The organism is Gillisia sp. Hel_I_86 (genome assembly GCF_007827275.1).
GTDB lineage: Bacteria > Bacteroidota > Bacteroidia > Flavobacteriales > Flavobacteriaceae > Gillisia.
The window spans coordinates 2,589,580-2,611,630 of sequence record NZ_VISE01000001.1 but is presented as its reverse complement, the minus strand read 5'-3'; the positions used below and the strand labels follow the sequence as shown (position 1 = coordinate 2,611,630).

The window sequence follows — 22,051 nt, the reverse complement described above, 5'->3', positions numbered from 1 at the left end:
TGGTTATATGTTTTTGAGTTTATTCAAAACGACTTACCTTTACTTAATTGAAAATTAGAAATCATGAAAACATTCCTTACAATATTGATACTGACAGTAACTGGTTTTTCTACTGTGAACGCTCAAAATACTGCTAAATTTGAATTTAAATCTGAAGTTATAGACTATGGAGATATAGAAAAAGGAAGCGATGGAGTTAGAACATTTCAATTTAAAAATGTGGGCACCGAACCCTTAATTATCGAAAATGTTTATTCCAGCTGTGGCTGTACTGTTCCTACTTGGACCAAGGCGGCAATTGCGCCAGGAAAAACTGGGGAAATCCAAGTAAAATATGACACTACTCGAGTTGGACCTATTAGAAGAACGATTACCATTTATTCTAATGCAGATGAACCTACGAAAGCGGTAAAAATAAAAGGGCGGGTTCTTGATCCTGATGAAAAATCTTAATCCTCATTGAGGGTTTAATCCGCCTGACCGGTTGCGGACAGGTTCCCGGAAGTTTGTCTCGAAATTTTTAAAGTTTTTTTCCTCCCGAGAAATCGGGAGTTTTTATAACACTCTTTTCAACTTAAACTGGATATTTAATAAAACTCCATTTCTCTTAATTTTCAATCTAACAGTTTTTCCCTCTTCAGAACTAAACATTCTATTTATTTCGGACAGCTCATAATTATAAGCAGGTTTTTTATTGATGGTCTCCACCAAATCCCCAACCTGTAATCCTGCCAGGGCTGCTGGCGAATTTGGCCTTATTTCAACAATAATATATTGAGGCTCCAATTTAAATTTAACTTTAGAGTAGCTCTTATAAACTACCACACCCTGAAAATCATTATCCGTTTTACTAAAAACTGGAGAATTGTTGTTTTCAAAATCCTTCACTACAGTATATCCCTCATGCGCAAGTACAATCCCGCTCATATCATACTCGAACGGCTTGCTAAAATTTTTATTGGGCTTTAACCGGAGTCGCTTGTTCTTATAATCGAAGGTAGAATGGAATCGTTTTAATATCTGGGACCCCAAGCTTCCATTACGGGATTTATAGGTTGCAACCCCTTCGAAGTATAGGGTATCAGGAAAACTTGCAGTGACTCTTTCCAATTTGAATTTACCCAGTTTTAAATTATTAACCCTAGCCCGTCTTCCATAAACACTGCCACCCATTCCAAATCCCAGGAAATCTTCAAAATTCTCATCAGGAATTTTTATCCCTAACTTGGGAGCTTCGAAAATCCAAAGCGCATCCCCAGAACCACTATCTATCAATAGATCCATCGGAATAAAATCTTTATTATCTATACTCACTAACACACTTATATAAGGTTTGTTTTTGTGAAGCACCAAATCGAAATCATCGCAACGCTTACACTTATCATAAACATAAGAATCTGCTATATAAGCAACTAGTCGTTCTTTTGTATAACTGAACTCCACGACAAAGTCCTTAAAAAAATCATACCCAATAATTCCGTGAATAGGCAAGCCCATTCTATTGGAAAGGCTAATTTGATGGTCGTACACTATATAAACGGTAAAATTGGAATGCGATGCATTTCCTATTCGCACAGTATTGCCTGTAGATTTAATAGCGGTGATTGCTTCTCCATCCCCCCATCCCCGAAGCAAGATATCGGTGGCATTTTTCACGTTTAAAGAATCTTTCTCTTCCAAACTGAAAATAATGGAGGATTCCACGCCCGTATCCAGCAAGAATGAAAGTTCCACCCCATTTATTTCTATTGGAACAACCACAAGATCGTTTACAGACTGGAATAAAAGCTCGAATTTATTTTTCCCTCCATCTATTTCAAAAACTCCTTGAGCCATGGAAGTATTGAAAAAACAAAGAAGAACAAACAATATGTAAATAGGGTAAGACATATTTTTAATTAATTTACGAAAAATATGAGTATAAATGGCAATCCTAAAAAATTGCATTCTGCATTATATTTCGCATTTTTGCATTGAAAAATAAAAAATTGTTATGCCTAAAATTTCAGTGAAAGGTAATTCCATGCCAGAATCGCCAATTAGAAAATTAGTTCCCTTCGCAGAAGCAGCCATTAAAAAAGGCCGAAAGATATATCAGCTAAATATTGGACAACCAGATATAAAAACCCCTTCGGTAGCACTAGATGCTGTTAGGAAGCACACTATTGAAGTGCTTTCCTATAGCCACTCTGCGGGTTTTGAAGGATACCGCAATAAATTGGCGAATTATTATAAAAATCATGATATCCCTGTAAAGGCTGAGGAAATAATAATTACCACAGGGGGTTCTGAAGCTTTGCTTTTTGCCATGGGGAGTATTGCCGATGCAGGGGATGAAATCATTATCCCGGAACCATTTTACGCAAATTATAATGGTTTTGCTACGGCTTCAGGAATAAAGATCGTTCCTGTTGAGTCTAAAATTGAAACAAATTTCGCCTTACCTCCTATTGCAGATTTCGAGAAATTGATCACTTCAAAAACCAAAGCAATATTGATATGCAACCCAGGGAATCCCACTGGATATTTATATACCAAAGAGGAAATAGATCAATTGGCCGAAATGGCCATTAAACACGATATCTTTTTGGTAGCCGATGAGGTTTACAGGGAATTTGCTTATGATGGCGCAAAGCATTACTCTGTTATGAGCATCGATAAATTGAAAGATCATGCTATTATGATCGATTCGGTTTCTAAAAGATATAGCATGTGTGGGGCTCGAATTGGATGTTTGGTTTCCAAGAATAAGGAAGTAATCAACACTGCAATGAAATTTGCTCAGGCTAGGTTGAGTCCACCCACTTTTGAGCAAATTGCAAGTGAAGCGGCTTTGGATACCCCACAAAGTTATTTTGATGAAGTTATAGAGGAATATACTTCCAGAAGAAACTTACTTATCGAAGGCCTCGAAGCAATTGAAGGTGTAAAGGTTGCCACCCCAAAAGGGGCATTTTATTGTATCGCCCAATTGCCCATTAAAAATGCCGATAATTTTGCAAAATGGCTATTGGAAGAATATCAGCTAGATAATGAAACCATCATGGTTGCACCCGCAGCTGGGTTTTATTCTACACCAAATACCGGTTTAAATCAGGTTAGGATTGCATATGTTCTTAAAAAAGAAAATTTAGAAAAGGCAATACTAATTTTAAAAGATGCACTAACGGTTTACAACGACTAATGAAGGTTTCCCAAAATGCTTCTTTAAAATCCTATAACACCTTTGGCATAGATGTCAAGGCAAAAACCCTGATTTCTGTACGCAGTATAGGGGAGTTGGTTTCCGTCCTTAAAAAAAATTATGCTGAAGATCTTTTTATTTTGGGGGGAGGCAGTAATATGTTGCTTACCCAAAATGTGGATGCCACGGTAGTTCATATAGATATTAAAGGGGTCGAAGTTATTAGGGAAACTGAAGAATTTGTATTTGTAAAAGCGAATGCGGGGGAAAACTGGCATGAATTTGTTTTGTATACTCTCCAACAAAATTGGGGCGGACTTGAAAATCTCTCACTTATCCCTGGAAATGTAGGCACTTCCCCAATCCAGAACATTGGTGCGTACGGCGTAGAATTAAAAGATCATTTTATCTCTTGTGACGCCATTGATATCCAAACCCTGGAAATTATAAATTTCACAGCCGAAGAATGTGAATTTGATTATAGAAATTCTATTTTCAAAAACAAGGCTAAAGGAAAATACATTATCACCAATGTGATCTTTAAACTAAGGAAAACAAATCATACATTGTTGACCAATTATGGAGCAATCAATGAAGCATTAAATGAAATGGGTGTAGCTGATCCAAGCATTCGAGACATCTCTAAAGCAGTGATTAAAATAAGACAGCAAAAATTACCCGATCCCAAGGAGTTAGGAAATAGTGGCAGTTTTTTTAAAAATCCTGTAATTACAGAGAAAGAATTTGAAATTTTAAAAAATCAATTTCCAGAAATACCAAATTATCCTGTAGGGCAAAATAGCGTTAAAATACCCGCGGGATGGTTAATAGACAAGGCTGGGTTAAAAGGGTACCGGGAAGGGGATGCTGGTGTCCATAAAAACCAGGCTTTAGTACTGGTGAATTATGGGGAAGCCACTGGGGAAGAAATCCTTGATCTGGCACATAAAGTTCAGGCAGAAATACGTGCCAAATTCAAGATTCATTTAGAACCCGAAGTAAATATTATTTAAAATAAAAAGTCCCGCAATTGCGGGACTTTTTTCTAAATTAGGGTTTTGTGCCTAATTATGATTTCTTCATTACCACAGCATCAATAATATGTACAACTCCATTGGAAGCATCAACATCTGCTTGTACGATTGTAGCGGTCTTGCCATTACCATCTTTCAGTATTATTTTATCCCCTTTCATCGTAGCTGTTAATTCAGCACCTTCCACAGTTTTAAATTTATAAGTACCCTTGTTATCCTTAATGGCCTTAGCTAAATCTGCAGAAGTAATTTTACCTGAAACAACATGATATTTCAGTACAGTTTGTAAATCAGATTGATTTTCCTTCATCATTAATTTATCCATAGTAGCTTTTGGTACTTTGGCAAATGCATCATTCGAAGGTGCAAAAACTGTAAACGGTCCCTCATCTTCGTTCATCATTTGAGCTAATTCAGCAGATTGCAATGCACTAACCAAGGTACTTAAATCTTCGGTAGCCATGGCTTTAGCAGCAATACTATTGGATTGCATTTCCATGCGCTCCTGCTCTATTTTCATGTCAGCTTCCCTTTTTGCCTCTTCAGCTTCCATTCTTTCCATTTCCATTTTCTCTTCCTGCTCTTTTTTCTTGTTATCTTCACAAGATGTAAAAGCAAATACAGATAAAACAGCAACTATTAACAAATGTTTAATTTTCATAATTTGGTTTTTTGTGTTAATTAATTGATGTAAGTTAACACAGATTCCACGATTATTGCACATTTTGCAATTAAAGTTTAGTTAAATATTGTAAAGGTTATACTAATCTAAAAATGGTTTTTTTTGACCTTTTTTATCCGTATTTTTGTATCATAATTAATGATCATGGAATTACTTATAATTACAATAATATTGTTGGGCCTTGCGTTTGCAGGAATTGCAATTAAGATCTGGGCGAAAAAAGATGGTAAGTTTGCCGGAACTTGCGCTAGCCAGAGTCCGTTTTTGAACAAAGATGGGGAAGCTTGTAGTTTTTGCGGAAAATCTCCAGATGAAATGAAAGATTGCTCAGATTCCAAAGCATAGGAATTATAAAATATGGCAATACTTTTACTCGGATTATTTATTCTGGTTACCCTTGTTAATATCCTATTTTTTATAGGATATTTTAGTTTTGCCTCGGCAAAGGAATCCACTTCCAATGGCACGCCCCCAGTCTCTGTAATGATATGCGCAAAGAATGAAGCTGAAAACCTAAAAGATTTCATTCCATATATCCTTGAACAAAACTATTCTGATTTCGAAGTTGTCCTTGTAAATGATGCCTCTACTGATAGCACCTTGGAGGTTATGGAACATTTCGAGAAACTGGATCCACGTGTACAATTGGTAAATGTGCAAAACAATGAAGCTTTTTGGGGCAAGAAGAAATATGCCCTCACCTTAGGGATCAAAAAGGCAAAAAATTCAACTTTACTTTTTACAGATGCCGATTGTAGACCAGAATCCAATATGTGGATTTCTGAAATGGCTTCAAGTTTTGAGCATCAAAAAACTATTGTTCTTGGGTATGGAGGATATTTAAAAAACAAAAGCTCTTTTTTGAACAAACTAATCCGTTATGAAACCTTGTTAACTGCTATCCAATATTTTTCATTTGCCAAATGGGGCATGCCTTACATGGGAGTTGGAAGAAACCTTGCATACACAGCAAAGGAATTTTACAATCAAAATGGGTTTGCAACGCACTTACACATTAGATCTGGAGACGACGACCTTTTTGTGAACCAAGCAGGCACTCAAGAAAATACTGCGATTAACTTCCATAGGCCTTCTATTACCAGGAGTATCCCAAAAACGAGTTTTTCTACTTGGATACATCAAAAAAGAAGACATATCTCTACGGCGAAATTTTACAAGAAGAAACATAAATACTTATTAGCATCTTTTTATTTCTCACAAATTGGTTTTTGGATTTTGCTGATATCTTTGCTATTATTAAAAATTCATTGGCCAATTGTTCTTGGAATTTTTGCGATAAGATTGCTTGTACAATATATAGTGTATTACAAGTCTGCCCAAAAATTGGACGAGATGGATCTTTTATGGTTAATCCCCTTCCTGGAAGTGTTCCTAATCTTAACACAATTAAGTATCTTTAGCATGAATGTTTTTTCAAAACCAACCAATTGGAAATAAATAGCGAAGCCCTACTTAAAGAAATTGAAAAAGCTAAAAAAGGAGATCAGGCAGCTTATAAATTTTTGTTGGACACATTTTGGATGAAAGTTTATAGTTTTCAACTAAAGAGAACAAGAAACGAAGCAGATGCTGAAGATATTACCATTCAAACCTTTTCCAAGGCTTTTGACAAACTAAACAGTTTTAATGACAGGTACGTTTTTAAAACATGGCTCATCACTATTTCCAAGAATATACATATAGACCTTTTAAGAAAAAAGAAAGCCTCTATTAGAGCAAATACTTCAGACACCATGGTGGAACATGTTCATGAAATCATGGACGAAACCCCAACTATGGAGGATATTTTAATTAATGAGCAACATTTGGCAGAACTGTTAAGTGACATTAAACAATTAAAACCACCGTATCAAGAGGTAATTAATCTTCGGTATTTTCAAGAAAAATCTTATAAAGAGATGGCATTTCACTTACATGAACCTATGAGCAATATAAAGGTGAAACTTTTACGTGCCAAAAAATTACTTGCACAAATAATAGAATCCCGAAAGTCTTAATTTCTATTTTAAGACTGTGCCCTTCTTATTATCGATTTAACCATATTATTGTATCTTTGAGCCATAGATTTTTGATATGACAACAGAAACTTTAGCTACCCCAAAACGCACTCCAAAACCAAAATGGTTGCGCGTAAAACTTCCAACTGGTAAAAAATACACAGAGCTTAGAAGCCTAGTGGATAAATACGACCTACACACCATTTGCACATCTGGAAGCTGTCCCAATATGGGGGAATGCTGGGGCGAAGGCACCGCTACCTTTATGATCTTAGGGAATGTATGCACGAGATCCTGTGGATTTTGTGGAGTAAAAACAGGAAGACCAGACACTATAGATTGGGACGAGCCAGAAAAAGTGGCCAGATCTATTAAGCTTATGAAAATTAAGCATGCCGTAATTACCAGTGTAGATAGAGACGATATTAAAGATATGGGGTCTATTGTTTGGGCAGAAACCGTTAAAGCAATACGGCGAATGAATCCTGAAACAACATTGGAAACGCTTATTCCAGATTTTCAAGGAAACGAGAGAAATATAGATAGGATTATTGCAGTGAAGCCAGAAATTGTTTCCCATAACATGGAAACTGTAAAGAGATTGACAAGAGAAGTTAGGATCCAAGCAAAATACGAGCGCAGTTTACAGGTTTTAAAATATTTAAAAGACCAGGGTATCGCCAGGACCAAGTCCGGTATCATGCTTGGGCTGGGAGAACAAGAAGATGAAATAATACAAACCCTTAAAGATCTTAGGAGTGTTAATTTAGATGTTGTTACTATTGGTCAATACTTACAGCCCAGTAAAAAACACTTGCCCGTAAAACAATTCATTACGCCAGATCAATTTAAGAAATATGAGACCATAGGATTGGAATTAGGTTTTCGACATGTTGAAAGTGGTGCCTTGGTAAGGTCTTCTTACAAAGCACAAAAACATTTAACCTAATAGAATTTCTTGCACATAATGGCACCAAAAATTAAGATCGGCATCAATGGTTTTGGTCGTATAGGTCGAAACTTATTTAGACTGTTGTGGAATCACCCATCTATAGAAGTTGTTGCAATAAATGACGTTGCCGATGCTCCAACTTTGGTTCATTTATTGAAATATGACAGTATTCATGGTCGCTTTTCTGAGGATATTTCCCATAAGAATTCCAGTATTATTATAAATAACAGGTCGATTCCCGTTACGCAGAAATTCCATCCAAAAGAAATAGACTGGAATAAAAATAATGTAACTATTGTTATTGAAGCCTCCGGTAAATTTAAAAAGGAAGAAGACCTGAAATTTCATTTACAAAAAGGAGTAGAGAAAGTAATTCTTTCGGTTCCTCCAGATGACGATACGATTAAGATGGTTGTATTGGGGGTAAATGAGGATATATTAGATGGAACGGAGCAAATAATATCCAATGCATCATGCACCACGAACAATGCCGCACCGATGTTGGATGTAATTCGAAAGAATTTCGGGATAGAACAAGCATATATTTCAACCATACATTCTTACACTTCAGATCAAAATTTACATGACAAACCCCATCGTGATCTAAGAAGAGCAAGGGCCGCGACCCAGTCTATTATTCCAACAACAACCGGGGCAGCCAAAGCCCTGACCAAAATCTTTCCAGAATTTAAAGATGTGATTGGTGGGTGTGGCATTAGGGTACCGGTTCCAAATGGATCATTAACAGATATGACCATCAATATTTCAACAAATACTACTATTGAAGAGATAAATGCGGTTTTTAAAGATGCATCCGAAACCTATTTAAAAGGAATATTGAGCTATACTGATGAACCGATTGTTTCCATAGACATTTTTGGCAATACACATTCCTGTATTTTTGATTCAGGAATGACCTCTGTCATTGGAGGAGGATTGATTAAATTAATTGGCTGGTACGATAATGAAATTGGCTATTCCAGCCGCCTGATAGATTTAATTTTATTCGTCTCAAAGAAATAAACTATATTTAACATTATTATGCACCAGCCATTGCCCCAATGAGTAAGTTATTAGTTTCCATTTTTATTTTCCTTAGCTTCTATGCCATGCAGGCCTTTCAAGAAAAAAGCGCTGCTGAAATAGCTGAGATAGATAACCAGGTAAGACAATTATTGACTAGTGCTGAAATTTCGATAAATGTTCTGGATTTTGAAAAGGCTCATGAGCAACTTGATACTGCTTTAGAGCTCGCTAAACAAATTGGTAACCAAAAATCAATTGCGCTTTCCAGTAGTATTCTCTCACAATTATTTTATATACGCCGTGATTACCCTAAAGCCATTACCGAGCTAGAACGGGCTATTTCCATACAAAGGGAAATAGAAGATTGGTCTGGGCTGGCATATAGTTATATAACTTATGCTAAACTTTTTAATGCCACAAATGCCCCAGAAAGGGCTATCAAATATTTGAATTTGGCACAAGAATATTATGAAAAAGAAAAGGATGAAGAATTTTTGGGAATTGTAGATCTTAATAGAGCCATTGTCACTATAAGTATTAGCCATTCCACAGAAAATTTAAATCTCGCATTAACTTATTTAAATAATGCCCAAGTATACCTTAAAGACACCGATAACAAATATGAACTTTCGCGCCTGTATTATTTTAAAGCTAGAACGTATTTATTGTTAAATAATCCAAATCAGGCCGAATTGGAAGCGCTTAAATCTATTAGAATCTCTAACCAACATGATTTAGGCACAATGATCATGTATTCCAATGCGCTTTTAAGCCAAGTAAAAGAGGCGCAAAGAAAATACAGTCAATCCTTGGATTATTTAAAAATCAGCAATAAAGTTAGGGACTCTATATTTAATTTGAACAAGGAGGCTTTAGCTTTAGAGGCAAATACAAGATATGGGGTGGATGCCATGCGAAGTCATTTGCAAGATTTGACAGAGGAAAACGCCGAACAGGAACGCTCCCTAAAAGTCAACAAACTAACAACTATATTAAGCGTTGCGCTTATTACCATACTTTCGCTACTTACACTCTCATTATATAAAAACAATAACTTAAGGGCAAGAGCAAATGACCTATTACAAAAAAAGAATGATGAATTGACCTTCGCTAAAGAAAATGCTGAAAAGGCATCATTGGCCAAAGCACAATTTCTCTCTACTATTACCCATGAATTACGAACACCACTGTATGCAGTAACAGGTTTAACACATTTATTGTTGGAGGAAAGCCCAACAGAAAACCAGAAAGAACACTTAAATTCCCTGAAATTTTCTGGAGAATATTTATTGTCCCTCATAAATAATATACTCGACCTTAACAAACTAGAAGCCAAGAAAGTGGAAATTCTGGATACTTCATTCGACCTTGAGAAAAGGATTTCAGATGTACTAGTCGCCCTTAAAAACTCTGCCGACGATAAGAAAACAAAGTTGCACTATCATTTTGATCCGGATATACCCAAAAAGTTAAAAGGAGATCCACTTAAAATTTCCCAAATCCTTATTAATTTGGTTGGTAATTCAATTAAATTCACAGAGAATGGCGATATATGGATCAATGTAAAAAGAGTTAACCAAGTAGGTCAACTTGTATTCCTTCATTTTGAAATAAAGGATAACGGAGAAGGAATTTCAAAGGAAAAACAATCTTCGATTTTCGAGAATTTCACCCAAGGTTCACTGCAAATCAACAGAAAGTTTGGAGGAACTGGTCTAGGTTTGTCCATTGTAAAAAACCTTCTTAATTTAATGAATAGTGAGATCTATCTAGATAGTGAAATTGGGAAAGGTTCTACATTTAGCTTCGACTTAAAATTTGAAGCCTACGAGCAAGCAGAAGGGGTAGCTGTATCCCAGTTAGCGAAAGTTGCACCCTTGACCAACGACATAATGCACAATAAAAAGATCTTGATCGTAGAGGACAACAAGATCAACCAAATGATTACAAGAAAAATCCTGGAAAAACATAAAGTTATTTGCGATGTAGCAGATAATGGGACCATCGCGGTAGAAAAAGCTTCCAATAATTATTTCGATCTTATTCTAATGGATATTCATATGCCGGGAATTAGCGGGATCGAAGCCACCGTTTTAATTCGTGAATTCGATGATAAGATTCCTATTGTTGCTTTAACAGCGGTAACCTTGGATGAAAACCTAGATGAATTTTATTTAAACGGATTTACAGATATCATCCCGAAACCTTATAAAACAGAAGAGTTTTTCACTAAAATAAATTTTCATTTATCCAATAGGAACGTACCTACATGATTCTTGGCACGCAGTTTGAGGTTATCGGTTTAGTAGAAGTATATAAAAAAATATATTTTGAATTAGCCAAATAGAAAAAATGAGATGTAACCTGCATCTCATTTTTCATTTATAATATAGCTTGAGATTTGTTTATTGAACCCATCGGTATTCTGAATGAATTTCATTTTAATAGGCAAATAGAATAGCTTGTCCAGTGCTACTTCTCCCTTTAACCGCATAAAATCCTTTTCTGTAGTTATGACAAGCTTGGATAGATCAATCTTATTTATTTCTTCCGAAGAAAAATTATGGTGATCGGGAAAATTTAAATGTTTATAAGAAATCCCGGATGTTCTTAAATGTTCACATAAAGAAGCTGGATTTGCAATTCCCGTTACCAAGGTGATTTCCTTATCTACTAAATCCCGAAGCAAAATCTTCTTGCTCCCATTAAAAACGTGATCACTATAACGTATATAACTAAAAAACAATCGCTGATAGTTCCTTGGTTTCAACTTAATTCTAATACTTTCCTGATCCTCTATGCTTAGATTTTCTGGACATTTTGTGACTACAATAACTTTTGCCCTTCCTGCACCTATTGCTGGCTCCCTTAAATTTCCCGTTGGCAGCATAACATCATCTTCATAAAGATCGTTATAGCGGGTAAGCAAAACATTCAAACCTGCTTTCACTTTTCTATGCTGATATGCATCATCCAACAATATGAGATCTGGGTGATGTTCATCCCGGAGTTTAACTATCCCTCGTCTTCTATTCTCATCTACAGCGACCAATGCTTCCTTAAACTTGTTTTTAAATTGAAGCGGCTCATCCCCAACATTTGTTGCGCTTTCGGCCATATTTACCAATCTATAGCCTTTGGTATTTCTTCCGTAGCCCCTGCTTAATGTCGCCACTTTATAATCTGGAAGCAATAGCTCCAGGAGATATTCGATCATTGGTGTTTTCCCGGTGCCTCCAACACTTAAATTCCCAACACAAATCACAGGAAAGGAATAAGACTCATATTTCAAGACCCGCAAATTGTAAAGCAAATTCCTGATCAACATGATTAGGCCGTGCAGAAGGGCGAAGGGAAAAAGGAATTTTCTTAGGATACTCATCTTAGCGAAAGTATAATATTTATATTTGAATTAAAATAGAACAATATGATTATTGCCAATGTTATAAGTCACCTCGAAGATTTTGCCCCCATAGCCACGGCCGAGGATTTTGATAATGTGGGCTTATTGGTGGGAGACGCAAAAACTGCGCTAAAAGGTGTTTTGGTAGCTCATGACACTTTAGAGGAAGTAGTAGAAGAGGCCATCTCCAAGAATTGTAATTTAATAGTCAGTTTTCATCCTATTATTTTTTCTGGGCTCAAAAAATTGAACGGCAGAAACTATGTGGAGCGCGCAGTAATCAAAGCAATTAAAAATGATATTGCTATCTATGCAATTCATACGGCACTGGATAATCACCATTTGGGGGTAAACAAGATCATGTGCGACAAGCTTGGACTTCTAAACACCAAGATATTGATCCCGAAAAATGGTGTTATTAAAAAACTCACCACCTATGTTCCCAAAGAGCAGGCAGATGAATTAAGAAAAAGATTGTTTGAAGCAGGAGCGGGAGCCATTGGCAATTATGACGAATGCAGCTTTAGTATTCCGGGCACTGGAAGTTTTAATCCGAATGAGAATGCCAATCCTACAATCGGCAAAAAAGGAGAAATTCATTTTGAAGAGGAAATTCAGATAGGAGCAACTTTTCCAAAGCATTTGGAAGGCAAGGTCTTAAAAGCACTTTTTGACAACCACCCTTATGAAGAAGTGGCTTATGAAGTGATCACCTTAGATAATTCCCATCAACAAATGGGAATGGGCATGATCGGGGAACTCCCTGAAGCTCTTGAAGAAGAAGAATTACTTTCCCTTCTCAAGAAAACATTTAAAGCAGATGGAATTAGGCACTCCCAATTATTGGCTAAAAAAGTGAATAAAATAGCTGTTCTTGGAGGAAGCGGAAGTTTTGCGATAGATGCGGCAAAAAATGCCGGCGCAAACTTCTTTATTACTGCAGATCTTAAGTATCACGATTACTATAAAGCCGAACAAAAACTGGTGGTTGCAGACATTGGCCATTATGAAAGTGAGCGTTACACAAAAAACCTATTACATTCGTATCTTAGTAAAAAAATTAGTAATTTTGCAATTATTTTAGCGAATACAAAAACGAATCCTATCAAGTATTATTAAATATGGCAAAGAAAACCGAGGTTACTGTAGAAGAGAAGTTAAGAGCATTGTACGATCTTCAGTTAATTGACTCTAGAATAGACGAAATTAGAAATGTACGAGGTGAACTTCCTTTAGAAGTAGAAGATTTAGAAGATGAAGTAGCCGGATTAAATACACGTATACAAAAGCATGATACAGATCTAGAGGTTATTGAAAATGACATCAAAACCAAAAAGATCCTTATCGAGGATGCCAAAGCATCTATCAAAAAATATGCTGAACAACAGAAAAATGTTCGTAACAACCGTGAATTCAATGCACTTAGCAAGGAAGTAGAATTTCAAGAACTTGAAATAGAACTTGCAGAAAAGCACATTAAAGAATACAGGGCTTCTATTGAGCAGAAAAAGGAATTTATTGGGCAAACCAAAGAGAAATTGGAAGATCGCCAAAAACACTTAGTGCACAAAAAAGGAGAACTGGATGAAATTTTAGCTGAAACCCAGAAAGAGGAAGACATGCTAACCAAAAAATCCAATGATTTCGAAACTCAAATCGAAAACAGGCTTATTAGTGCTTACAAGAGGATTAGAAACAATGTAAAGAATGGTTTGGCTGTAGTTCCTGTAGAAAGGGGAGCCTCTGGTGGATCTTACTTTACTATTCCCCCACAAGTTATCGTTGAGATTGCAAGCAGAAGAAAGATTATTACAGATGAGCACAGCGGTAGGATCCTAGTTGATGAGGATTTGGCAAAAGAGGAACAAGAAAAAATGGAAAAAATGTTTTCTAAGTTTTAGTACAACATTCCCTGAATATTTTTAAGGTCTAAAATAATTGCCAAATATGCGATTATTTTAGACCCTATTTTTTTAAATCAAGAACCTCGGGGCTAGCCATGAGATATGAACTCAAATTATTTTTTTATAAATTTGAGGCAAGTCTAGGGGAATTAAACCCTCAATGAGGGAATAAATTGATTAACACCAATTTCACACTATCCCATGCTTAAAAGGGATAACTTTAGTGTTATTATGAACACCCTGATCTATTATCTATGAAAACATCAATTATTGCCTTTTTAGCGATTAGTTTATTTTTTGCTTCTTGCAAAGATTCAAAAACTTCAGAAAATGATTCCAGTATAGAATCTGTTTCAGAGGAGAAGATAAATTCTGAAATGAATTCAGATAATAATGATAAGTCCAATACGTATTCTAATTCTGAAAGTATTGGTAGTGACAATACCATTACAGATTCAAAAACCGATACTGCAACCTCAAATACTACCGCTAGCAAAAACAAAACCAAGCCGGATCTTTCAAATTCCAGTTTAAGTGGAACTTATATAAAAACGGGGGAAGAAATGGATAATTCCTGTGCCTGCTATTGCGTGGATATCAACTATACAGGGAATTCTGAAATGTGCTTGACCGCATCTAAAATTTTCATCAATACCCGAATGGAAAAGGCGGGCAATCAAACCACAAATATATTTCTTGTAAATCCTTCTTCTAAAAACACCGAAGGAAAAGATATTCCTTGGTCTAAATTCGATAAAAATGCCCCTATTGCAACCATAACGTCTAAAGGAAATGGAGAATTGGAATTGGATTGGTTAGGATTCTCCCTAAATGGGGACTTAGCTATAGATTATGCCATTCTGGGCAAAAAAACTTTAGAAGGAAGCTATAAAAAGAAATAATATGAAGTCTATTTTATTAATTACATTTTCAATTGTCCTATTGGCTTGCGGAAATGGAAATACCAAAACTGCAACCAATCCAAAGATTGCCAACGCAGAGCCTGTAGAGGTGCCGGTTCAGGACAATATGGCCAAGGCTTATTTTGCCAGTGGCTGTTTTTGGTGCGTAGAAGCAATTTACGAAAGCCTTAATGGCGTTTCTGAAGTTATTTCGGGTTACTCGGGAGGCCATACCGAAAATCCTACTTACGAAGCTAGCAATACCGGCAAAACAGGTCATGCGGAAGCTGTAGAGGTGATCTATGATCCGGAAGTGGTAAGTTTTGAAACACTTGTAAAAGTATATTATGGTTCACAAAATCCAACCCAAGTAAATGGCCAAGGACCAGATAATGGGTCCCAATACCGTTCCATCATCTTTTTTCAGAACAATGAGCAAAAGAATATGATAGATAAGGTTTCTGCGGAAGTTGCCAAGCGCTATGACAAGCCGTTAGCCGCAGAAATATTGCCTTTCCAAAAATTTTGGATTGGAGAAGATTATCACCAGAATTACGAAAAATTACACCCGGAGAATCCTTATATTCAAAATGTGTCTATCCCGAGATATAATAAGTTCAAGAAAAAATTTCCTGAATTACTAAAGCCAAATGCGCATTGATAAATCGGGAATCCTGTAAATAAAAAGGAGGCCTAACAGCCTATTTTATAGTGTTTTATTGGTTGTTCGATAAAAATTTCAGAAATCCCATTTTGACATTTGTTGGAAATTGCTATCCTGCCCGACCATGTTGTTCAGGCGGGTATATTTATAAAGCATGCTTATGATACTATCTAGAACTCGTTTTAAAAGCAATCACTTAAATTTCATATTGTTTATCAGTTAGTTACAAATAAGTCTTTATTCTTGTATCTAGCAGCGAAGCGATCTTTACTCTTTAATCGGACACTAATGTTTTTTATTTCTTAAATAACCTACAATTATTTAGGGTTTACCCGAATTAGATTGTAGTAATTTCAAGATCAGTTTATCTACTTCCACACTTTCCCATTTATCTTCTATTCCTTCAATATTCATAACCTCATCCATAATATCCCGTTGCTCCTCCCCTATTGCAAGGGCATCAGCATAAGGTTTATCTGAAAAAGTGACCCTGGAATATAAAGGAATCCATTTTTCGGGATATTTTTCGGCAAAATGCTTTTCGATCTTTTTCCGAAGAATAAATTGTGGGTTTGCAGTCTTGCTGCTCATCTCCACAAAGTTCCTGTAACTTAATTCTGCAATGGCATCTGTGTTAGGCTTTCTACTTTCTTGGTATTCTTTAAATATCATTTCCCAATCGTCTTCATGCTTTTCAATAAGTTCATCCAGGACAGAAATATCTTCAAATCCCGCATTCATACCCTGTCCATAAAAAGGAACTATAGCGTGGGCAGAATCGCCAACCAATGCAACTTTATCCCAATAAGTCCAAGGATAACATTTCATGGTTACCATTGCACTGGTTGGGTTTTTAAAGAAATCCCGGGTTAAATTGGAAATATCAGATTTGATATCAGGGAAATAGTTACTAAAAAATTGTTCTGCATCGGCCTCGGTTTTAATCTTTTCAAAAGAAATGGCTCCTTCAAATGGCATAAATAACGTACACGTAAAACTGCCGTCCAAATTAGGCATTGCTATAAGCATGAACTCTCCCCTGGGCCAAATATGAAAAGAGGCATTGTCCAATTTATGAGATCCGTCTGCATTGGCCGGAATGCTTAGCTCCTTATAACCAACATCTATAAAATTTTGGGAATAGTTAAACCTGCTTCTTCGCTGCATTTTATGGCGTACCCTTGAGAAAGCGCCATCGGCTCCAAAAACCATATCAAATTGATATTCTTGCCACTCTGCCTTCTCAGACGCCCCTGTATAAATTTTAGCTTCGGCCAAATTCACATCCCAGACTTTTTCTTCAAATCTAAATTTAGCTCCTGTTTCTTCAGCAAGATCGATCATCTTTCTATTGAGCACTCCACGAGAAATGGAATAAATTGCTTCTCCCTCTTTTCCGTATTTTTGAAAATAAATGGGTTTCTCATTTACATGCAACGCACGTTTATCCAACGGCAACGCTATTTCTCGTATTTCATCTTCTATCCCAACTTTTCGCAAAGCACTCCAGCCCCTATTGGACATCGCCAAGTTTATGGACCTTCCTGAAAACTCTACTTTTCTCACATCCTGCCTACGATCAAACACCGTTACTTTATGACCTCTTTTTTTTAAATAAATGGCAAGTAAAGAACCAACTAACCCGGAGCCAATAATGGCGATATTTTTAGGTTTCTGCATTAATTTTTATAGGTAGATAACATGTATTTTATAAATGCTTATCTAAGTTGAAAATAGAAAATTGATGATTCAAAAATACAGATTAATTCCCAATTGATTTTCTAATGCGCGGTCCATATAGCAATCTTTAGTCGCTATTCTTTACAATATTGAATAGTTCAATATTCCATACCTACAGCCCAGGTCATTAAAATAACGTTAAAAACCATCCCATTTACAATTTGTTTAACAGCAGTTGGAACCTACATCCTGTAACTTTAATTTTTTAAATAAAACAATATGAAAGAGAATCAACCATTATTAGAATCATATAAATTAGAAGATATTACTTTAAACAACAGAGTCGTTATGGCTCCAATGACAAGAAATAGGGCAGACAACAATGAAAATGCTCCCACAAAGCTACATGCCGAATATTACAAACAACGAAGCGGGGCAGGATTAATAATTACTGAAGGCTCCCAGATCTCGGAAAGAGCTATGGGCTATATAAACACCCCTGGGATTTATACCGATGCTCAAACCGAAGGCTGGAAAAAAGTGACCACCGCAGTTCATGAAGCAGGTGGGAAAATATTTATCCAATTATGGCATTGCGGGCGAATGTCCCACCCAAAATTTCACGATGGAGACAAACCTTTGGCACCAAGTGCCGTTAATCCCAATGAGAAATCCTATACCCCAGATGGGTTTGAGGATACCGTAGAACCAAAGGCGATGACGCTTGCAGAGATCAAGGAAACCATCCAGGAATTTAAAAAAGCAGCACAAAATGCCAAGGAAGCAGGTTTTGACGGAGTTGAGATCCACTCTTCCAACGGATACCTCATCCATCAATTTTTCAATAAAAATGCAAATACACGAACAGATGAATATGGGGGAAGCTATCAAAATAGGGCACGATTCTTTTTTGAAGTAATAGATGCCGTTAATGAAGTTTGGGAGGAAACTAAAATTGGGGTTCGGCTAAACCCTTCTTTACACAAAGCTTTCGGAATTACAGCTACAGAAGAAACAATTCCAACCTTCAATTATATCGTGGAAAAATTGAATGCCTATAATTTAGCTTACCTTCATTTATCTGAACCATTTACAGATGTTTCTGAAGTAGATTTCTTGGTTTCAGAAATTGCCAAACATTACAGGCCCATTTATCAAGGAACTTTAATGATCAATGGAGGTTTCGATCAAGAAAAAGGAAACAAGGTGATAAAAGATGGCCATGCAGATCTGGTAGCGTATGCCAAGCTGTACATTTCCAATCCGGATCTTCCTACTAGGTTCGAAAAAAATGCCGATTTAAACAAATGGGACGAAGACACATTCTACACTCCAGGAGCAAAAGGATATACCGATTATCCAGCATTAAAGGAAGAAACCGTGGACGAATAAATAATTTTCAACAGCTATTAATCTAAAACCAACAAAAATGAAACAAGAGAAAATCGACCAATTAAAGGGAATCTTGAATAAACTAGAAGATGTTAAGCATACTCAGGAAAGTGTTATCGATAAAATTAACCATGTAATTACAGACCTATTTCAAAATCCAGATAAAAAACTAGAAAAGGCTATGGAAGATGCACATCAAAAATCTTCAGATAATATAGATGCCGTAAGCGAAGTTATAGAAGAACTTGAAATGAGAATTAACAAAGCAGAAAACGAGAGTTAGGTTGACTACAAATTATAAGCTTAATATCAAAAAGGCTGGAAAATGCATTCCGGAAGGCTTTTGTATTTAATTATTCTAGAGAGGTTTATAGAAAAAACCATCATATAATTTATGGATTAAAAAAAATTCTCTTACTCGCAAAAATTTTAATAAATTAGTTAAACACTCGTTAAAATAGCTTAGATTAGTTAATGCATTCCCTAAATTCGTAATTGAAAACCAATCCGGTTATTTTCATGGGAGTGTATTAAACAGCGAGAAATCCAACTTTAATTATGCTTTATATTTTTTTTAATAACCATTAATTAGCAACACTCTGTTGCACTAAAACCACTAACAATATGAGAGATTTAATTTGGCTTATCGTAGTACTATTAATCATAGGATGGTTAATCGGATATTTTGCCTTCCCAGATTTAGGTAGCATCATCCACATCTTAATTGTAATTGCAGTAATACTTGTTTTATACAAACTTTTAACTGGAAGAAGATTATAATCTAGAAATACATTTTAAAAAGCCCTTTGAAGTTCAAAGGGCTTTTTTTATGAGCTATTTTTAGTTATAAATAGAATCCCTATTTTTAATAAAAATTTCGAATTATGAAAAGAATTATTGTCCTATGCATGTTCTTCACATTTTTAGTGGGATGTGAAAATAAAGCCGAAAAAACGAAAAATTCGGACAACAGCATTTCTGAAGTTACTCCCGAAGAACTCCCTATTACAACTCAAATTGCCAATGCAAATGGCATAGAGAAATTCAAAGAGCTAGAGGAAGTATATTTTATGTTCAATGTAAAAGTAAACGACACGTTGCGTTCTAAAAGAGCTTGGAAATGGTTCCCAAAATCCAAAAAAATAGAGCTGACTGAAAAAGGTGAAACAATAAGTTATATCCAAGGAGATAGTTTATCTGAAAAAGCTTTAGCTGCAGATCAAAAATTTATCAACGATTCTTATTGGCTTTTATTTCCTTATCAATTAATGTGGAGCGATTTTGAAGCTACATACAATGAAAAAGGAATTGCTCCCTTAAGTAATGAAGAAATGAAAATGCTTACGGTTAGTTATAAAGGTAAAGGCGGATATTCTCCAGGCGATTCTTACCACATCTTTTTTGGAGATGATAATATGATCATGGAATGGACCTATGTTTCGTCCACCGGTCGGGAATTAACCACTACCTGGGAAGATTACGAAACTTTTAAAGGCATTCCAATTGCAAAAATGCACAAAACTGCAGATAGCAGTTTTCAGCTATATTTTACAAATATTAAATTGAAATAAAAGTAAAAGTAAAAACATTCAAGCATCCCTTCCTAAATAATCCATAGCAAGGGAGGTCTTAATCAAGAACCTCGGTGAAAGCCCACGAGATATGAATAGGAAAATACTATTAAAAAATTCGAGGCAAGCCGCGGAGAATTAAACCCTCAATGAGGGATTACAAAACACTATTTTAAATTAGATCTAAACTTTTAAAAATCTTGGAGTTCTCGATGGCTATTGAAACATAAATTCGACCCTCAGTGAGGGTTTAAATTTTGAATACCCTTCTTAAGCATCTGTCCAAAATTGTACATATCTTGAAAAGAGCAGTAAAATGGTGCCGGAGCCAAGCGAATAACGTTTGGCTCCCGCCAATCTGTGATTACTCCATTTTCCATTAAGTAATTGAAAAGCTCTTTCCCTTCACCATGAAGGAAAACAGATAATTGAGTACCTCTTTCTTCTTGATTAGAAGGTGTTATAATTTCGAAGCTGGCATCCACGTCCTTATCAATTTCATGTAAGATAAATTCAAGATAAGCCACAATCTTGTTCCTTTTTTCTATAAGTGCTGGCATTCCTACTTCATCAAACATCTCGAGAGAGGCCAAATATGGAGCCATTGCCAAAATAGGCGCATTGCTAATTTGCCACGCATGGGCGTTAGGCTCTGGCTTAAATTCCGGTTCCATTAAAAAACGACGTTTCTTGTTATGGCCCCACCAACCTTCTAATCTAGTTATATCATTTCTACCATGGTATTTCTCATGGATAAAACAGCCAGAAGCATTCCCGGGACCAGAATTCATGTATTTATAACTGCACCAAGCAGCAAAATCCACATCCCAGTCGTGTAATTTTAGTTCTATATTTCCCGCAGCATGGGCAAGGTCCCATCCCACTTTGGCACCAATGGCATGTCCAGCTTTCGTTATGGTTTCCATATCCAAGACCTGTCCCGAATAGTAATTAACTCCTCCAAGGAGCACTAAAGCACACTCCTCTCCTACTTCTTCAATTTTAGCAAGTACATCTTCCGTTCTAAAAAAATGCTCGTTCTTGCGCTTCTCTATTTTTACTACCGCTCCATCTTCTGTATAGCCATGAAATTTAACTTGCGAAGCAATCATATATTGATCGCTGGGAAAGGCTTTTTCTTCACAAATGATCTTAAACCGTTTTCCTTGGGGCTTATAAAAAGTAGCCATTAATAAATGAAGGTTTACGGTAAGCGTATTCATCACCGTAATTTCACTTGGCTTTCCTCCCACTACTTTTCCCAGTTTAGCTGAAAATCTTTCGTGATAGTCCCACCAAGGTTTATCTGCATAAAAATGTCCTTCTACTGCAAGGTTTCCCCAGTCCTCCATCACTTCATCTACATATTTCTTTGCAGATCTAGGCTGAAGTCCTAGAGAATTGCCTGTAAAGTAGATCACTTCTTTCCCATTTACCTTCGGAAAAATAAATTCATTTTTATAGGCAGCCAATTTATCCTCATCATCCAATTTCATTGCAAACTCTAGGGTGTTCTCAAATTTCATAGTACTTATTTGTCGTAAAAATACTATTAATAATCAGCTACAAAAAGTTACTTTTAATGCAATTCCTATTTAATAGGGGTCCTAGGAAAATAGATATGTTTAAATTTGCTGAA

22 protein-coding genes are annotated in these 22,051 nt (G+C 36.0%); 17 read left to right on the top strand and 5 right to left on the bottom strand.

The genetic code is table 11. The features are described 5' to 3' along the window. Positions 1-63: 63 nt before the first annotated feature. Positions 64-453, top strand: coding sequence for a DUF1573 domain-containing protein (locus tag JM83_RS11780; RefSeq protein WP_144962338.1), 390 nt, complete (start codon positions 64-66; stop codon positions 451-453). Between the two features lie 102 nt (positions 454-555). On the opposite strand, the gene JM83_RS11775 is transcribed toward JM83_RS11780, so the two are convergent. After that, the gene (locus tag JM83_RS11775; RefSeq protein ID WP_144962325.1) at positions 556-1,890 is read right to left on the bottom strand and encodes an aspartyl protease family protein; all 1,335 of its coding nucleotides are present in this window, start codon (positions 1,888-1,890) and stop codon (positions 556-558) included. Positions 1,891-1,993: 103 nt separating this feature from the next. Between JM83_RS11775 and JM83_RS11770 the strand changes: the two genes are divergently transcribed. Then, positions 1,994-3,184 carry a pyridoxal phosphate-dependent aminotransferase gene (locus tag JM83_RS11770; protein WP_144962323.1) on the top strand — a complete coding sequence of 397 codons (1,191 nt, stop codon included), beginning with the start codon at positions 1,994-1,996 and terminating at the stop codon, positions 3,182-3,184. Beyond that, the gene (murB, locus tag JM83_RS11765; protein ID WP_144962321.1) at positions 3,184-4,197 is read left to right on the top strand and encodes a UDP-N-acetylmuramate dehydrogenase; all 1,014 of its coding nucleotides are present in this window, start codon (positions 3,184-3,186) and stop codon (positions 4,195-4,197) included. Before JM83_RS11770 ends, murB begins: the two co-directional genes overlap by 1 nt. A 55-nt stretch (positions 4,198-4,252) precedes the next feature. Here murB and JM83_RS11760 read toward each other — a convergent pair whose 3' ends face one another. Then, entirely contained in the window at positions 4,253-4,879 is a 627-nt protein-coding gene (locus JM83_RS11760) for a fasciclin domain-containing protein (RefSeq protein WP_186434990.1), read from the bottom strand. 165 nt (positions 4,880-5,044) lie between these two features. Here JM83_RS11760 and JM83_RS11755 point away from each other — a divergent pair, with 165 nt between their 5' ends. The 6 genes from JM83_RS11755 to JM83_RS11730 all read left to right on the top strand — a co-directional run bounded on the left by JM83_RS11755 (position 5,045) and on the right by JM83_RS11730 (position 11,169). After that, on the top strand, positions 5,045-5,245 hold the full coding sequence (locus JM83_RS11755) for a membrane or secreted protein (protein WP_144962317.1): 201 nt from the start codon (positions 5,045-5,047) through the stop codon (positions 5,243-5,245). A gap of 12 nt (positions 5,246-5,257) precedes the next feature. Next, positions 5,258-6,358 carry a glycosyltransferase gene (locus JM83_RS11750; RefSeq protein WP_144962315.1) on the top strand — a complete coding sequence of 367 codons (1,101 nt, stop codon included), beginning with the start codon at positions 5,258-5,260 and terminating at the stop codon, positions 6,356-6,358. Beyond that, positions 6,349-6,918 (top strand): RNA polymerase sigma factor, encoded by a 570-nt coding sequence (locus JM83_RS11745; protein WP_144962313.1) that lies wholly within the window; start codon positions 6,349-6,351, stop codon positions 6,916-6,918. The genes JM83_RS11750 and JM83_RS11745 overlap by 10 nt, the downstream gene beginning before the upstream one ends. Before the next feature lie 76 nt (positions 6,919-6,994). Next, on the top strand, positions 6,995-7,867 hold the full coding sequence (gene lipA, locus JM83_RS11740) for a lipoyl synthase (RefSeq protein ID WP_144962311.1): 873 nt from the start codon (positions 6,995-6,997) through the stop codon (positions 7,865-7,867). Between the two features lie 18 nt (positions 7,868-7,885). Next, entirely contained in the window at positions 7,886-8,893 is a 1,008-nt protein-coding gene (gap, locus tag JM83_RS11735) for a type I glyceraldehyde-3-phosphate dehydrogenase (RefSeq protein ID WP_144962309.1), read from the top strand. 38 nt (positions 8,894-8,931) lie between these two features. Continuing rightward, a complete protein-coding gene (locus JM83_RS11730) occupies positions 8,932-11,169 on the top strand; it encodes an ATP-binding protein (protein WP_144962307.1) in 2,238 nt (745 codons plus the stop codon). A 98-nt stretch (positions 11,170-11,267) separates the two neighbouring features. On the opposite strand, the gene lpxK is transcribed toward JM83_RS11730, so the two are convergent. Continuing rightward, a complete protein-coding gene (gene lpxK, locus JM83_RS11725; protein ID WP_144962305.1) occupies positions 11,268-12,278 on the bottom strand; it encodes a tetraacyldisaccharide 4'-kinase in 1,011 nt (336 codons plus the stop codon). Positions 12,279-12,323: 45 nt separating this feature from the next. Here lpxK and JM83_RS11720 point away from each other — a divergent pair, with 45 nt between their 5' ends. The 4 genes from JM83_RS11720 (at position 12,324) to msrA (ending at position 15,766) form a co-directional block, all read left to right on the top strand. Beyond that, positions 12,324-13,418 (top strand): Nif3-like dinuclear metal center hexameric protein, encoded by a 1,095-nt coding sequence (locus JM83_RS11720; RefSeq protein ID WP_144962303.1) that lies wholly within the window; start codon positions 12,324-12,326, stop codon positions 13,416-13,418. Between the two features lie 2 nt (positions 13,419-13,420). Beyond that, positions 13,421-14,200 carry a zinc ribbon domain-containing protein gene (locus tag JM83_RS11715; protein WP_144962301.1) on the top strand — a complete coding sequence of 260 codons (780 nt, stop codon included), beginning with the start codon at positions 13,421-13,423 and terminating at the stop codon, positions 14,198-14,200. 257 nt (positions 14,201-14,457) lie between these two features. Beyond that, complete coding sequence (locus tag JM83_RS11710; protein ID WP_144962299.1) at positions 14,458-15,105, top strand: hypothetical protein; 648 nt, start codon at positions 14,458-14,460, stop codon at positions 15,103-15,105. A gap of 1 nt (position 15,106) precedes the next feature. Continuing rightward, entirely contained in the window at positions 15,107-15,766 is a 660-nt protein-coding gene (gene msrA / locus JM83_RS11705) for a peptide-methionine (S)-S-oxide reductase MsrA (RefSeq protein ID WP_144962297.1), read from the top strand. Positions 15,767-16,090: 324 nt separating this feature from the next. Here msrA and JM83_RS11700 read toward each other — a convergent pair whose 3' ends face one another. Further along, a complete protein-coding gene (locus JM83_RS11700; protein ID WP_144962295.1) occupies positions 16,091-17,449 on the bottom strand; it encodes an FAD-dependent oxidoreductase in 1,359 nt (452 codons plus the stop codon). 279 nt (positions 17,450-17,728) lie between these two features. Here JM83_RS11700 and JM83_RS11695 point away from each other — a divergent pair, with 279 nt between their 5' ends. The 4 genes from JM83_RS11695 (at position 17,729) to JM83_RS11680 (ending at position 20,412) form a co-directional block, all read left to right on the top strand. Beyond that, positions 17,729-18,841, top strand: a complete 1,113-nt coding sequence (locus tag JM83_RS11695; protein WP_144962293.1) for an alkene reductase — start codon at positions 17,729-17,731, stop codon at positions 18,839-18,841. A 37-nt stretch (positions 18,842-18,878) separates the two neighbouring features. Beyond that, on the top strand, positions 18,879-19,124 hold the full coding sequence (locus tag JM83_RS11690) for a hypothetical protein (protein WP_144962292.1): 246 nt from the start codon (positions 18,879-18,881) through the stop codon (positions 19,122-19,124). A gap of 341 nt (positions 19,125-19,465) precedes the next feature. Next, positions 19,466-19,621 (top strand): lmo0937 family membrane protein, encoded by a 156-nt coding sequence (locus JM83_RS11685; RefSeq protein ID WP_144962290.1) that lies wholly within the window; start codon positions 19,466-19,468, stop codon positions 19,619-19,621. A 104-nt stretch (positions 19,622-19,725) separates the two neighbouring features. After that, positions 19,726-20,412, top strand: coding sequence for a hypothetical protein (locus JM83_RS11680; RefSeq protein WP_144962288.1), 687 nt, complete (start codon positions 19,726-19,728; stop codon positions 20,410-20,412). A gap of 239 nt (positions 20,413-20,651) precedes the next feature. Here JM83_RS11680 and kynU read toward each other — a convergent pair whose 3' ends face one another. After that, positions 20,652-21,938: a kynureninase gene (gene kynU / locus JM83_RS11675; protein WP_144962286.1), complete on the bottom strand. Its 1,287-nt coding sequence runs from the start codon at positions 21,936-21,938 to the stop codon at positions 20,652-20,654. Positions 21,939-22,051: the final 113 nt, after the last annotated feature.

Bases quoted from the DNA above. Each gene is read 5' to 3' on its own strand.
- JM83_RS11780 (WP_144962338.1), top strand. From the start codon at position 64: ATGAAAACATTCCTTACAATATTGATACTGACAGTAACTGGTTTTTCT.
- JM83_RS11775 (WP_144962325.1), bottom strand. From the start codon at position 1,890: ATGTCTTACCCTATTTACATATTGTTTGTTCTTCTTTGTTTTTTCAAT.
- JM83_RS11770 (WP_144962323.1), top strand. From the start codon at position 1,994: ATGCCTAAAATTTCAGTGAAAGGTAATTCCATGCCAGAATCGCCAATT.
- murB (WP_144962321.1), top strand. From the start codon at position 3,184: ATGAAGGTTTCCCAAAATGCTTCTTTAAAATCCTATAACACCTTTGGC.
- JM83_RS11760 (WP_186434990.1), bottom strand. From the start codon at position 4,879: ATGAAAATTAAACATTTGTTAATAGTTGCTGTTTTATCTGTATTTGCT.
- JM83_RS11755 (WP_144962317.1), top strand. From the start codon at position 5,045: ATGGAATTACTTATAATTACAATAATATTGTTGGGCCTTGCGTTTGCA.
- JM83_RS11750 (WP_144962315.1), top strand. From the start codon at position 5,258: ATGGCAATACTTTTACTCGGATTATTTATTCTGGTTACCCTTGTTAAT.
- lipA (WP_144962311.1), top strand. From the start codon at position 6,995: ATGACAACAGAAACTTTAGCTACCCCAAAACGCACTCCAAAACCAAAA.
- gap (WP_144962309.1), top strand. From the start codon at position 7,886: ATGGCACCAAAAATTAAGATCGGCATCAATGGTTTTGGTCGTATAGGT.
- JM83_RS11730 (WP_144962307.1), top strand. From the start codon at position 8,932: ATGAGTAAGTTATTAGTTTCCATTTTTATTTTCCTTAGCTTCTATGCC.
- lpxK (WP_144962305.1), bottom strand. From the start codon at position 12,278: ATGAGTATCCTAAGAAAATTCCTTTTTCCCTTCGCCCTTCTGCACGGC.
- JM83_RS11720 (WP_144962303.1), top strand. From the start codon at position 12,324: ATGATTATTGCCAATGTTATAAGTCACCTCGAAGATTTTGCCCCCATA.
- JM83_RS11715 (WP_144962301.1), top strand. From the start codon at position 13,421: ATGGCAAAGAAAACCGAGGTTACTGTAGAAGAGAAGTTAAGAGCATTG.
- JM83_RS11710 (WP_144962299.1), top strand. From the start codon at position 14,458: ATGAAAACATCAATTATTGCCTTTTTAGCGATTAGTTTATTTTTTGCT.
- msrA (WP_144962297.1), top strand. From the start codon at position 15,107: ATGAAGTCTATTTTATTAATTACATTTTCAATTGTCCTATTGGCTTGC.
- JM83_RS11700 (WP_144962295.1), bottom strand. From the start codon at position 17,449: ATGCAGAAACCTAAAAATATCGCCATTATTGGCTCCGGGTTAGTTGGT.
- JM83_RS11695 (WP_144962293.1), top strand. From the start codon at position 17,729: ATGAAAGAGAATCAACCATTATTAGAATCATATAAATTAGAAGATATT.
- JM83_RS11690 (WP_144962292.1), top strand. From the start codon at position 18,879: ATGAAACAAGAGAAAATCGACCAATTAAAGGGAATCTTGAATAAACTA.
- JM83_RS11685 (WP_144962290.1), top strand. From the start codon at position 19,466: ATGAGAGATTTAATTTGGCTTATCGTAGTACTATTAATCATAGGATGG.
- JM83_RS11680 (WP_144962288.1), top strand. From the start codon at position 19,726: ATGAAAAGAATTATTGTCCTATGCATGTTCTTCACATTTTTAGTGGGA.
- kynU (WP_144962286.1), bottom strand. From the start codon at position 21,938: ATGAAATTTGAGAACACCCTAGAGTTTGCAATGAAATTGGATGATGAG.